Below are 14900 nucleotides of genomic sequence, written 5' to 3' on the forward strand. Positions count from 1 at the left end.
CCGTGCTCACGGCGACTCCAGTTCGGCGTCCAGCAGGTCGAAGATCTCCTCGGCGGTGGCCGACTCCAGGTCGGTCGCCGGCGCGCGGTCCACCGGCCGCTCCGGGGCGCCGGTGAGGGCCCGCAGCCGGGCGTGGATCTCCTCGCGTTCCGGGCCGGCGCCGGGCAGCGCGGCCAGCAGCTCCTCCAGCCGGTCCAGTTCGCGGTGGAGTGCGCGAACACCGGACAGCTCGGCCGCGGCCTCCTCCGCGAGCCGCTCGGCGAGCGCGGCGGGGGTGGGGCAGTCGAACAGCACGGTCGGCGGCACCTGGAGGCCGGTGGCCGCCGTCACCTGGTCGCGCAGTTCCACGGCGGTGAGCGAGTCGATGCCGATGTCCTTGAAGGACTGCGTGGGGTCCACGTCGTCGGGACCGGTGTGCCCGAAGACCACGGCGGTGCCCCGGCGGACGATGTCCAGCAGGGTGCGGGCCCGCTCGTCCGGTGCCAGCGCGAGCAGCCGCTCCCTGGCCCCGGGCGCCGCGGCGGGCGCGGCGGTGACCGTGCGTCGGGCCGGCGGGGACGCGGGCGCGGTGCGGTCCGCCGCCGGGCGGGGCAGGTCGGCCGGTACGGGGCCCAGGGTCACCCGGTCGGCGGAGGCGACCGGCAGTCCGGCCGGATCGGTCAGCAGCAGCGAGACGGCGTCCGGCGCGACCGGGGCGACCCGGACCCGGACGCTCGTGGCCCCGGTGGCGCGCAGGGTCACGCCGGACCAGGACACGGGCAGCGGCCCGGCCGGACCGGTCAGGCCGAGCGGGTGCAGCGCGCCGTCCAGCAGGACGGGGTGGATGCCGTACCGCGCCGCGTCCCGTGCCTCGTCCGGCCCGAGGGCGACCTCGGCGAACAGCTCCGTGTCCCGGCGCCACACGGCCCGTACGGCGTGGAACGCCGGACCGTGTTCGAGTCCGGCCGCCGCGAGCAGCCCGTACAGCTCGTCGGCCGCGACCGGTGCGGCACCGGTGGGAGGCCAGGTGGTGAGGGTGGTGTCCACGGGCGGGGTCTCTGCGGCGGGGCTCAGGGTGCCGTGGGCGTTGCGGGTCCAGCCGCCGGGGCCGGACGTGCCCTCGGGCCGCGTGTGCAGTTCGACGGTGCGGTGGCCGTCGGCGAACGGACCGACCGTCAGCCGCAGTTGGACCGCCGCCCGCTCCGGCAGGACGAGCGGCGCGTCCAGGGCGAGGTCCTCGATCGCGCCGCAGCCGGTCCGGTCCCCGGCGCGCAGGACCGTCTCCAGCACGGCCGAGGCGGGCAGCACCGGTGTTCCGCCGAGGGTGTGCTGGGCGAGCCAGGGGTGGGTGCCGGCGGCGAGGCGGCCGGTGAACACCATTCCGTCGGAGCCGGGCAGTTCGACGGCGGCGCCCAGCAGCGGGTGGTCCGCCGCGCCGAGCCCGGCCGCGCCCAGGTCCTCCGGCCCGGCGGGCGGCGCGTCGAGCCAGTACCGCTGCCGCTGGAAGGCGTAGGTGGGCAGCTCGGTGCGGGGCGGGCGGGGTCCGTCGAGCGCCGCCGACCAGTCCACCGGGGTGCCGCAGAACGCCGCCCAGTCCACGGCGACGCCGTGCGCGTGCAGCCGGACCACGGCCTTGGTGAGGCTCTGCGCCTCGTCGGCGCCGCCGCGCAGGCTCGGCACGAAGGTGACGGAAGCGGCGTCCGCCGCGAGGCAGTTGGGACCCATCGCGGACAGCACGCCGTCCGGGCCGACCTCCAGGAAGGTGGTCACCCCGTCGGCCGCCAGCGCGTTCACGGCGTCGTGGAAGCGCACGGGCTGCCGTACGTGCCGTACCCAGTACTCGGGACTGCCCGGTTCCTCCGCCGGTACCGGTCCGCCGGTCACGGTGGAGACGAACGGCGTCCCGGCCTCGCCGTACCGCACGCTCCGCGCCACCTCGGCGAAGGCGTCCAGCATGGGGTCCATGAGCGGTGAGTGGAAGGCGTGGCTGACCTCCAGCCGCTTGGTCTTGCGGCCCAGGCCGCGCAGCCGTTCGGCGAGGTCCAGCACGGCGTCCTCGGCGCCGGACAGGACGACGGCGGCCGGCCCGTTGACGGCGGCGACACCGGCCCGGCCGCCGGCCTCGCCGAGGAGGTCGAGGACCTCGGACTCGGTGGCCTGTACGGCGACCATGGCGCCGCCCGCCGGCAGGTCCTGCATCAGCCGTCCGCGCGCCGCGACCAGGGCGGCGGCGTCCGGCAGCGAGAGGACGCCGGTGACGTGCGCGGCGGCCAGCTCGCCGATGGAGTGCCCGGCCACGGCGTCGGGCCGGACGCCCCAGTGTTCGAGGAGCCGGTAGAGGGCGACCTCCAGGGCGAACACGGCGGGCTGGGTGAATCCGGTCTGGTGGACCAGACCGGCCTCGGGGCTGTCCGGGCCGGCGAAGACGATGTCCTTCAGCGGCCGTCCGAGGTGCGGGTCCAGAGCGGCGCACACCTCGTCGAAGGCCGTGGCGTAGACGCCGTAGGTGTTATACAACTCCCGGCCCATTCCCAGGCGTTGGCTGCCCTGGCCGGTGAAGAGGACGGCGAGCCGGCCGGAGCCGCGCCGGCCCTCGGCGACCTCGGCGGCGGGTTCGCCGGCGGCCACGGCGGCCAGTGCGCGCAGGAGTTCGGCGCGGTCCTCGGCGAGTACCACGGCGCGGTGCTCGAACGTGGTCCGGGTGGTCAGCAGGGCGTGTCCGGCCGCGGCCAGGTCGAGTCCGGGGCGTTCGGTGACGAAGGCGTGCAGCCGCTCGGCCTGTGCGCGCAGCGCCGCCTCGGTCCTGCCGGAGACCACCCAGGGAACCGGACCGAGGTCCGTCGACGTGGACTCGGCGGTTTCCGGGGCCTGTTCGAGGATGACGTGGGCGTTGGTGCCGCTGAGTCCGAAGGAGGACACGGCGGCCCGGCGCGGCCGGTCGAGCGCGGGCCACTCCCGCCGCTCGGTCAGCAACTGCACCGCACCGGCGGACCAGTCCACGTGCGACGACGGCTCGCCCACATGCAGCGTCTTCGGCAGCACACCGTGCCGCAGCGCCATCACCATCTTGATGACGCCACCCACACCCGCGGCGGCCTGCGCATGTCCGATGTTCGACTTCAACGATCCCAGGAACAACGGCCGTTCGACGGGCCGCTCCTGCCCATAGGTCGCGATGAGCGCCTGCGCCTCGATCGGGTCGCCCAGCCGCGTCCCCGTCCCGTGCGCCTCCACCGCGTCCACATCGGCGGCACCGAGCCGGGCGTCGGCCAGCGCCTGCCGGATCACCCGCTGCTGCGACGGCCCGTTCGGCGCCGTCAGCCCATTACTGGCACCGTCCTGATTGACGGCACTCCCCCGGACCACCGCCAGCACCGGATGTCCCAGCCGCAGCGCGTCCGACAGCCGCTCCACCACCAGCACACCGGCGCCCTCGGCCCAGCCGGTGCCGTCCGCGTCCTCCGCGAACGCCTTGCACCGCCCGTCCGGGGACAGCCCGCGCTGCCGGCTGAAGTCCAGGAACGCGGCCGGCGACGACATCACCGTCACCCCGCCCGCCAGCGCCATCGAGCACTCGCCGCGCCGCAGCGCCTGCACCGCCAGGTGCAGCGTGACCAGCGACGACGAACACGCCGTATCGACCGTGACGGCCGGGCCCTCCAGGCCGAAGGTGTACGACAGCCGTCCGGCCGCCACGCTGCCCGCCGTGCCGGTGCCGCGGAACGCCTCCAGCTCCTCGGGGATGGCGCGCAGCCGGGTGAGGTAGTCACGGTTCATCAGGCCCATGTAGACGCCGGTACGGCTGCCGCGCAGCGACGCCGGGTCGATACCGGCCCGCTCGACGGCCTCCCACGACGTCTCCAGCAGCAACCGCTGCTGCGGGTCCATCGCCAGCGCCTCACGCGGCGAGATCCCGAAGAACCCGGCGTCGAACTCGGCCGCGTCGTGCAGGAACCCGCCTTCACGGGTGTAGACCTTGCCGCGTACGCCCGGGTCCGGGTCGTAGAGGCCCTCCAGGTCCCAGCCGCGGTCGACGGGGAAGCCGGAGATGGCGTCCGCGCCGCCGGCCACCAGCTCCCACAGCTCCTCCGGGGACCGCACTCCGCCGGGGAACCGGCAGCCGATCCCGACGATGGCCACCGGCTCGTCCTCCGCTCCGGTGCCGGCGGCGGGCCGGTCGGTGTCGGTGTCGGTGTGCTCGGCCAGGAGTTCCCGGCGCAGGTACTCCGCCAGCGCGGCCGGGGTCGGGTAGTCGAAGACGAGGGTGGGAGGCAGGGCCAGGCCGGTGAGGGGGCTGAGCGCGTTGCGCAGTTCGACGGCGCTGAGCGAGTCGACGCCGAGGTCGCGGAAGGTCGCCCGGGCGCCGATGGCGTCGGGTGCCGTGTGGCCGAGGACGGTCGCGGCGTGGCCGCGGACCAGGTCGAGCAGCAGGACGTCGCGTTCGGCGGCGGGCAGCGCGAGCAGCCGGTCGCGCAGCGTCGCGGCGGGCGCGGTGGCCGTCCGGGCGGCGCGGCGGGCGGTGCGGACCAGGCCGCCGAGCAGCGGCGGCACCTCCCGGCCGGGCCGGGGCGCGGTGTCCAGGCGCATAGGGAGCAGGGCCGCCCGGTCGGCGGTGAGGCAGGCGTCGAAGAGCGCGAGTCCGTCCTCGACGGTGAGCGGGAGGAACCCGGCCCGTTCGATGCGCGCGAGGTCCGTCCCGGCCAGGTGGCCGGTGATGCCGCTGCGCTCGCCCCACAGGCCCCAGGCCAGCGACAGCGCGGGCAGGCCGGCCGCGCGGCGGTGGGCGGCCAGGCCGTCCAGGAAGGCGTTGGCCGCCGCGTAGGCGCTCTGTCCCGCGCCGCCGAACACTCCGGCGGCGGAGGAGAACAGCACGAACTGGTCCAGGTCCGTGTCCCGGGTGAGTTCGTGGAGGTGGAGCGCGGCGTCGGCCTTGGGCCGCAGGACCGCGTCGGCCTGCTCCGGGGTGAGGGATTCCAGGAGCCCGTCGGCGACGATCCCGGCCGTGTGCACGACCCCGGTCAGCGGGTGTGCGGCGGGGACGGCGGCGAGCGTCGCGGCGAGGGCGGTCCGGTCGGCGACGTCGCAGGCGACGACCGACACGCTCGCGCCGAGTGCGCCCAGTTCGGCCGCCAGCGCCTCGGCGCCCTCGGCGGCCGGCCCCCGCCGGCTGGTGAGCAGCAGGTGCCGCACCCCGTGCGCCGCCACCAGGTGCCGCGCCACGGCGGCGCCGAGGGTGCCGGTGCCGCCGGTGACCAGGACGGTTCCGCCGGGACGGAAGGCGGGGACGGGCTCGGTGGTGGCCGGAGCCTCCCCGGTGGCCTCGGCCCGCGCCAGCCGGCCCACCGACCAGGTGCCGGCGCGGACCAGGAACTGTGGCTCGGTGCCGAGTACGGCCTCCGTCGGCGGGGCTTCGGGCCGGTCGGTGTCGACCAGGACGAACCGGCCGGGGTGTTCGGTCTGCGCGGAGCGCACCAGGCCGTGCAGCGCGGCGGCGGCCGGGTGGGTGACCTGCTCCCCCGTCGCGCCGCTGGTGACGAGGACCAGGCGGGCGGCGGCGAAGCGGTCGTCGGCCAGCCAGGCTCGCAGCAGCCGCAGCGTGCGGTGGAGGGCGTCGTGCAGGTCGTCCGTTCCGGGCCGCTCGCGGACGATTACGGCGTCCGGCAGCGCGGTACCGGCGTCGAGCGCCGCGGCGAGGGCCCCCAGGTCCGGGTAGTGGTCGTCCGCGGCGGGGCCGACACCGGCCCAGCGGCCGGAGGTCAGCGGCTGTGCCGGGTCCGTGGGCAGCCAGTCGAGCCGGTACAGGGCGTCCGCGACGGGCGAGGTGCGCAGCGCGTCGGCGGTGACGGGTCGTACGGTCAGCGCGTCGACGGACGCCACCGGCGCTCCGGTCGGGTCGGCGACCGCGAGGCTCATCGCGTCCTGGCCGGCCGGGGCCAGCCGTACCCGGAGCGTGTCGGCGCCGGTCGCGTGGAGCCGTACGCCGGACCAGTGGAACGGCAGCCGCGGCCGGTCCTCGCCGGCCGGTGCGGCGAGGCTCCAGGCGTGCAGCGCGCTGTCCAGGAGGGCGGGGTGCACGCCGTAGCCCTCGGCCGGTTCGCCGGTCAGGGCGACCTCGGCGTAGATCTCGGCGCCGCGCCGCCAGGCCGCGCGGACGCCCCGGAAGGCCGGGCCGTAGTCGAGTCCGGCGGCGGCGAGGTCGTCGTACAGCGCCTCCACGGGCAGCGGCCGGGCTCCCTGCGGCGGCCAGACGGCGAGGTCGAAGCCGGGCTCGTCGGGGCCGCCGGGGGCCAGGGTGGCGGTGGCGTGCCGGGTCCAGGGCCGGTCGGGTACGTCGTCGGGCCGGGCGAAGACGGTCAGTGCCCGGTGGCCGGTCGCGTCGGCACCGCCGACGGCCAACTGGATCTGTACGGTGCCCTGTCCGGGCAGGACGAGCGGGGACTGAAGGGTCAGCTGCTCGATCGCGCGGCAGCCGGACAGGTCGGCCGCGTGGAGCGCCAGGTCGGCGAAAGCGGTGCCGGGCAGCAGCACGGTGCCGGCCACCGCGTGGTCCGCGAGCCACGGGTGGGTGCGCAGCGACAGCCGCCCGGTGAGCAGCAGTTCGTCGGCGCCGGCCACCGACACCGCGGCGCCGAGCAAGGGGTGGTCGGCGGCGCCGAGGCCCAGTTCGGCGGGGCGGGCGGAGCCGGTGGCCGGGGAGTCGGCGAGCCAGTAGTGGGCGTGGTCGAAGGCGTAGGTGGGCAGGTCGGTGCGGCGCGGGGCGAACCGGCCGAAGAAGGCGTCGGCGTCGATGTCGGCGCCGCGCGCGTACAGGTGGGCGAGGGCGGTCAGCAGGGTGTCGGGCTCGGGGCGGCCCTCGGCGAGGGTCGGCAGCAGCACGGCGTCGCTGTCCTCGGCGAGGCATTCGCGGCCCATCAGGGACTGCATCGCGACCGGGCCGAGTTCCAGGTAGGTGCGCACGCCCTCGGCCTCCAGGGTGCGCATGCCGTCCAGGAACCGTACGGCGCCCCGGACATGGCGGCCCCAGTATTCCGGGGAGCACAGCTCGTCTGGGTCGGCGAGCCGGCCGTCGAGGCAGTTGACGACGGGGATGCGCGGCCGGTGGAAGTCCAGGCTCCGGACGGCGGCGACGAACGGTTCGAGGACCGGTTCCATGTGCGCGGAGTGGAACGCCCGCCCGAAGGACATCTGGTGGGTGCGCCGGCCGGCGGCCCGCCACTCCTCGCCGATCCGCGCGACGAGTTCCTCGTCACCGGAGACGACGACCTGGCGAGGGCCGTTGACCAGGGCGATGTCCACGATGCCGGTGCGGCCCTCCAGGGAGGCGCGGACCTCTTCCTCGGACGCCTCGATCGCGACCATGGTGCCGCCGGGCGGTGTCCGCTGGAGCAGCCGTCCCCGGGTGGCGACGAAGGCCGCCGCGTCCTTGAGCGACAGCGCCCCGGTGACGTGCAGGAGGGCCGAGTCGCCGTTGGAGCCGCCGAAGACGACGTCGGGCCGGATGCCCCAGTGTTCGAGGAGCCGGTAGAGGGCGACCTCCAGGGCGAACACCGCCGGGTGGCCGTACTCGGCCTGGGCCAGCAGCGCGGCCTCGGGGCTGTCCTCGGCCGCGAAGACGATGTCCTTCAGCGGCCGGCCGAGACGCGGGTCCAGGGCGGCGCACACCTCGTCGAAGGCCGCGGCGTAGGCCGGGAAGGTGTCGTACAACTCGCGGCCCATGCCGAGGCGTTGGCTGCCCTGGAAGGTGAACAGGAAGGCAAGTTTGCCGTCGTCGTCGCGCGTGCCGCGCACCACGTGCGGAGAGGGTTCGCCGGCGGCCAGGGCGGCGAGGCCGGCCAGCAGTTCGGCGCGGTCTCCGGCCAGGACGACGGCCCGGTGGTCGAAGCCGGCGCGGCGGCGCAGCAGCGAGTACGCGGTGTCGACCAGGTCGAGTCCGGGCCGCTCGGCGACGAAGGCGTGCAGCCGCTCGGCCTGTGCGCGCAGGGCCGTCTCGGTCTTGGCCGAGAGCACCAGGGGCAGCGGCCCGTGCGGCGGGCGGGAGACGGCTTCCGGTTCGGGCGCGGTGACCTGTTCGAGGATGACGTGGGCGTTGGTGCCGCTGAGTCCGAAGGAGGACACGGCGGCCCGGCGCGGCCGGTCGACCGCGGGCCACTCCCGCCGCTCGGTCAGCAACTCCACCGCACCGGCGGACCAGTCCACATGTGACGACGGCTCGCCCACATGCAGGGTCTTCGGCAGCACACCGTGCCGCAGCGCCATCACCATCTTGATGACCCCGCCGACGCCCGCGGCGGCCTGCGCGTGCCCGATGTTCGACTTCAACGACCCGAGGAACAACGGCCGTTCGACGGGCCGCTCCTGCCCATAGGTCGCGATGAGCGCCTGTGCCTCGATCGGATCACCCAGCCGCGTCCCCGTGCCGTGCGCCTCCACCGCGTCCACATCGGCGGCACCGAGCCGGGCGTCGGCCAGCGCCTGCCGGATCACCCGCTGCTGCGACGGCCCGTTCGGCGCCGTCAGCCCATTACTGGCACCGTCCTGATTGACGGCACTCCCCCGGACGACGGCCAGCACCGGATGACCCAGCCGCAGCGCGTCCGACAGCCGCTCCACGACGAGGACACCCACGCCCTCGCCGAAGCCGGTGCCGTCCGCGTCCTCGGCGAACGCCTTGCACCGCCCGTCCGGGGACAGCCCGCGCTGCCGGCTGAAGTCCAGGAACGCGGCCGGCGACGACATCACCGTCACGCCGCCCGCCAGCGCCATCGAGCACTCGCCGCGCCGCAGCGCCTGCACCGCCAGGTGCAGCGTGACCAGCGACGACGAACACGCGGTGTCCACCGTGAGGGTGGGGCCCTCCAGACCGAAGGTGTACGCGATGCGTCCGGCCGCGATGCTGCCCGCCGTACCGGTGCCGAGGTGTCCTTCCAGGTCCTCCGGCACACCGGCGGCGTGGACGGCGTAGTCGTGGTACATCAGGCCCATGTAGACGCCGGTGCGGCTGCCGCGCAGCGACGCCGGGTCGATACCGGCCCGCTCGACGGCCTCCCACGACGTCTCCAGCAGCAGCCGCTGCTGCGGGTCCATCGCCAGCGCCTCACGCGGCGAGATCCCGAAGAACCCGGCGTCGAACTCGGCCGCGTCGTGCAGGAACCCGCCCTGCCGGGCGTAGACCTTGCCGCGTGCCTCCGGGTCCGGGTCGTAGAGGCCCTCCAGGTCCCAGCCGCGGTCGGCCGGGAAGCCGGAGATGGCGTCCGTGCCGCCGGCCACCAGCTCCCACAGCTCCTCCGGGGACCGCACTCCGCCGGGGAACCGGCAGCCGATCCCGACGATGGCCACCGGCTCGTGCGCCTTGGCGTCGACGTCGCTGAGCCTCTGGTTCGCCTGCCGGAGGTCGGCCGTCATCCGCTTCAGGTACTCAAGGAGTTTTTCCTGCTCTGCCATCGCCTTGCCCAATGCCTTTCGAAGATCACGTGGAAGTGCCGCTCATCGCCCGGAACCGGTTCGGGTCACACGGAGCCGAATTCCTTGTCGATGAGGCCGAGCAGCTCGTCAGCTGTGGCCGAGGCGATTTCCTGGTCGATGTCCGTGTCGCCGCCGCCCGTGCCGGCGACCTTCGCGGCGAGGGCGCGCAGCCGGGACGACACCCGCTCCGGGTCCGCGAGCCGGTCGGCGGAAGACAGCAGGACGGACTCCAGCCGGTCCAGCTCCGCCAGGACACCGGACGGATCGGCTCCCGTCTCGCCGTCGCCGCCGAACAGCTCTCCGTGGAGGTGGTCGGCCAGGTCGGCCGGGGTCGGGTGGTCGAACACGACGGTCGGCGGGAGTTTCACCCCGGTCGCCGCACTCAGCTGGTTGCGCAGCTGGACGGCGGTGAGCGAGTCGAATCCCAGCTCGTTGAAGGCGCGTTCCGCCGTCACCGAGCCGGTCGCGGTGTGTCCCAGCACGGCGGCGGCGTGGGTACGCACCAGGTCCAGCAGGGCCGCCGGGCGCTCCTCCTCCGGCAGTCCGAGCAGCCGTTCCCGGGCGGACGTGGTCGTGGACCGTACGGCGCTCTGCCCGGTGTTCCCGCGACGGCGCACCTCGTGCCGCAGCACCGGCGGCAGCGCGTCCTGACGCCGGAGCGCCGCGTGGTCGAGGCGGATCGGCAGCAGCACCGGCTCCGCGGAACCCCACGCCGCGTCGAAGAGCCTCAGCGCCTCCTCGGACGACAGGCCCAGCACGCCGGACCCGCCCGTCTCGGTGACCGAGGCCGTCAGCTCACTGCGCTCGCTCCACAGACCCCACGGCAGCGACAGCGCCGGCAGTCCGGCCGCGGCGCGGTGCGCGGCGAGAGCGTCCAGGAACACGTTGGCGGCGGCGTAGTTGCCCTGCCCGGGACTGCCGAGCACACCGGCCGCGGAGGAGAACAGGACGAATGCCTTGAGGTGGTGGTGGCGGGTGAGCCGGTGCAGGTTGACCGCGGCGTCGATCTTCGGCCGCAGGACCCGGTCCAGGTGGCCGGGTGTCAGTCCGGTGACCACGGCGTCGTCCAGCACACCGGCCGCGTGGATCACGGCGGACAACGGACGGTCCTCCGGGATCGCCGCCAGCACACCGGCCAGCGCGTCGGCATCCGCCACGTCACAGGCGGCCACCGTGACCTGGGCACCAAGCCCGGTCAGCTCCGAGACCAACTCGGGCGCACCGGGGGCCTGTTCGCCACGCCGGCTGGTCAGCAGCAGGTGCCGTACGCCGTGCGCGACGACCAGGTGCCGGGCCACCAGAGCACCCACGGTGCCGGTACCGCCCGTGAGCAGCACGGTCCCGCCCATGTCACCGCCGGCATCCACCGCGGAAGCACGGTGCCGCACCAGCCTCGGGGCGTACCAGCGGCCGTCCCGCACCGCCGACTGGGGCTCGTCTCCTACGGCGACACTCGCGGCCTTCGCCTCGTCGGCGCCGTCGACCAGCCACAGCCGGCCCGGGTGCTCCCGCTGCGCCGAACGCACCAGTCCCCACACCGGCGCCGCCGCAAGGTCCGGCACCTCCTCGCCCGGCCGCACCGCCACCGCACCACGGGTGACGAACACCAGCCGGGAGGAGTCCCAGGCCTCTTCGCTCAGGAACCGCTGCACCAGCGCGAGCACCCGCTCGGTGACCGCCCGCGCCTCACCGGCCACACCGTCCTCGCCGGTTACGACGGGGGCCACGACGATGGCGGGCGCCGGCTCGTCGAGAGCCGGAAGTCGCAGGTCGGTGTCCAGGACGAGGTGGCCGTCACCTGTCGTGGGCGCGGCCGGAACCGGCTGCCATTCCAGCCGGTAGAGGTTCTCGTGCCCGGCCCGGAGCCGCTCGGGGCTGACGGCGCGCAGCGCCAGCGAGTCGACGGACACCACCGGCCGGCCGGCCGTGTCGGTCGCCGACAGGGACACCGCGCCCTCACCCGTCTCGGCCAGCCGTACGCGCAGCGCCGTCACACCCGAGGACACCAGGGACACGCCCGTCCACGAGAACGGCAGCCTCGGCTCTCCGACACCCTCCGCACCCGGATCGATCAGCACCAGCGCGTGCAAGGCCGCGTCCAGCAGCGCCGGATGCACGGAGAAACCTTCACCACCACCGGACGGCAACCCGACCTCGGCGAACACCTCCCCGGCCCCACGCCACACGGCACGCACGCCCTGGAAGAACGGCCCGTAGTCATACCCGGCGGCACCGAAGTCGTCGTACAGCGCCGAGACGTCCATGGGCTCGGCGCCCGGCGGCGGCCAGGCGACGGGAGCGGCCTGCTCGTCGGAGGCGGCGGGTGCGACGACTCCGCGCGCGTGGACGGTCCATTCCTCGTCGCCGGAACGGGAGCGGACGATGACCGTACGGCGTCCGGAGTCGTCCGCGCCGGCCACGCTCACATGCAGACGGACGTCCTCCTCGTCCGCGAGCAGCAGCGGCGCCTCCAGCACCAGTTCCTCCACGGCACCGGCACCGACCTCGGCCCCGGCGCGCAGGGCCATCTCCACGAAGGCCGTCCCCGGAAGCAGCGCCGTACCGAACACCGCGTGCTCGGCCAGCCACGGCTGCGACCGCAACGACACCGACCCCGTCAGCACCACACCATCGGAATCCGGCACCGGCACCAACGCACCCAGCAAACCATGCCCGAGCCCCTCCAGCCCCAGCTCGGCCGGATCACCCGAACCGGACGGAACCGGCTCCAGCCAGTACCGCTCGCGCTGGAAGGCGTACGTCGGCAACTCCAGGAAGTCCGCCGTGCGACCCTCAAGACCCCAGTCGATGTCCAGCCCGGCAACGAAGGCTTCCGACAGGGTCAGCGCGAACCGCCGCTGCTCGTCCTCGTTGCGACGCAGGGTGCCGAGGACGACCGCCTCGACGCCCGCCTCCTCCACACTCTCCTCCACCGACGCCGTCAGCACCGGATGCGCACTCGACTCGACGAACGCAGTGAAACCGTCAGCCAGAAGAGCCTTCGTCGCGCCATGGAAATCGACCGTCTGCCGGAGATTCGTGTACCAGTACTCGGCATCCAGCTCGGAGCCGTCCGTCACCTGACCCGTGACGGAGGAGTAGAACGGCACCCGACCCGCCTGGGGCCGCACGGGCTCCAACAGCTCCAGCAGCTCTTCACGGATCTGCTCGACATGCGCCGAATGCGACGCGTAGTCGACCGGGATACGCCGGGCCCGCACCCCATCGGCCTCACACCGGGCCAGCAGCGCCTCCAGCGCATCGACGTCACCGGACACGACCGTCGTGGCGGGCCCGTTGACCGCAGCCACCGACAACCCCTCACCCAGCAGACCCTGCACCCGCTCGACGGGCAGCGCCACGGACACCATCCCGCCACGCCCCGCCAGCACACCCAACGCACCACTACGCAACGCCACCACCCGCGCCGCGTCCTCCAACGACAACGCACCCGCCACACAAGCAGCAGCGATCTCACCCTGCGAATGACCCACCACAGCCGCCGGCTCCACACCACACGACCGCCACAACTCCGCCAACGACACCATCACCGCGAACAACACCGGCTGCACCACATCCACCCGGTCAAATCCCGGCGCATCGGCTTCTCCCCGCACCACCGCGGACAACGACCAGTCCACAAACGGAGCCAACGCAGCCTCACACCGCTCCATCGCCCCCGCGAACACCGACGACGACTCCCACAACCCGGCCGCCATCCCCACCCACTGCGACCCCTGACCAGGAAACACGAACACCACACGCCGACCGGCGACACCCACACCCGACACCACACCCGGCGCCACACCACCCGACGCCAACACCTCCAGACCGGCCAGCACCTCACCCCGGTCCCGGCCCACCACCACACCACGGTGCTCGAACACCGACCGCGACCCCACCAACCCCGCCGCCACACCGGCCAGATCCACATCAGGACGCCCGGCCACGAACGCACGCCACGCTTCGGCCTGCGCCCGCAACGCCTCCACCGACCTGCCCGAGATCACCCAGGGAAGCAGCCCCTGGGACGCGACGGAGGCGGCCGCCTCCGGCTCGGGACCCTGCTCCACGATCACATGGGCGTTGGTGCCACTGGCACCGAACGCGGACACACCGGCCCGGCGCGGCCGCTCGAGCGCGGGCCACTCCCGCTGCTCGGTCAGCAACTCCACCGCACCCGCCGACCAGTCCACGTGCGACGACGGCGCATCCACATGCAGCGTCTTCGGCAGCACACCGTGCCGCAGCGCCATCACCATCTTGATGACACCACCCACACCCGCCGCCGCCTGCGCATGTCCGATGTTCGACTTCAACGAGCCCAGAAACAGCGGCTGTTCATCGGTGCGCTCCTGACCGTAGGTCGCCAGCAGCGCCTGGGCCTCGATCGGGTCGCCGAGCCGCGTTCCCGTCCCGTGCGCCTCCACCGCGTCCACGTCGGTGGCGGCGAGCCGGGCGTCGGCCAGCGCTTGGCGGATGACTCGCTGCTGGGAGGGGCCGTTGGGCGCGGTGAGCCCGTTGCTGGCGCCGTCCTGGTTGACGGCCGTACCCCGGACCACGGCCAGCACCGGATGACCCAGCCGCAGAGCGTCCGACAACCGCTCCACCACCAGCACACCCACACCCTCGGCCCAGCCCGTGCCGTCCGCACCCTCGGCGAACGCCTTGCACCGTCCGTCGGGAGACATGCCGCGCTGCCGGCTGAACTCGACGAACAGGCCCGGTGACGACATCACCGTGGCACCGCCCGCCAACGCCATCGAGCACTCACCGCGCCGCAGCGCCTGCACCGCCAGATGCAGCGCCACCAACGACGACGAACACGCCGTGTCCACCGTCACCGCCGGCCCCTCCAGACCGAACGTGTACGACAACCGGCCGGCGGCGATGCTGCCCGCGCTGCCGTTGAGGAGGTATCCCTCCAGCTCGTCCGGAGCCTTGCCGATCCGGGACCCGTAGTCCTGGTACATCAGGCCCATGTACACGCCGGTGCGGCTGCCGCGCAGCGACGCCGGGTCGATGCCGGCCCGCTCGACGGCCTCCCAGGAGGTCTCCAGCAGCAGCCGCTGCTGCGGGTCGGTCGCCAGGGCCTCACGCGGTGAGATGCCGAAGAAGTCGGCATCGAACTCTGCGGCGTCGTAAAGGAATCCGCCCGACCGCGAGTACGACTTGCCCACCGCGTCCGGGTCCGGGTCGTACAGCCCCTCCACGTCCCAGCCACGGTCCGTCGGCCACGACGACACGGCGTCCGCACCCGACACCACCAACCGCCACAGATCCTCCGGCGAACCCACACCACCCGGGAACCTGCACCCCATCCCCACGATCGCCACCGGCTCGTGGGCGTCGTCCTGCGCCTTGCGCAGGCGCTCACGGGTGTCGTGCAGATCGGCGGCAGCCTGCTTGAGGTACGAGCGCAGCTTGTCCTCGGTGTTCACTTTCTCCCCCTTGCGTGA

At 74.1% G+C, this 14900-nt stretch carries 1 protein-coding gene and 1 pseudogene; both read right to left on the bottom strand.

Going from position 1 to position 14900, the window contains the following annotated elements:
- Window positions 1-6: 6 nt before the first annotated feature.
- Window positions 7-9432: an SDR family NAD(P)-dependent oxidoreductase gene (locus SCK26_RS09375; RefSeq protein WP_412080726.1), complete on the bottom strand. Its 9426-nt coding sequence runs from the start codon at window positions 9430-9432 to the stop codon at window positions 7-9.
- Between the two features lie 53 nt (window positions 9433-9485).
- Window positions 9486-14882: pseudogene (locus SCK26_RS09380) on the bottom strand (SDR family NAD(P)-dependent oxidoreductase); the annotation flags it as partial.
- Window positions 14883-14900 lie beyond the last annotated feature (18 nt).

The organism is Streptomyces sp. SCL15-4, assembly GCF_033366695.1.
Classification (GTDB): domain Bacteria; phylum Actinomycetota; class Actinomycetes; order Streptomycetales; family Streptomycetaceae; genus Streptomyces.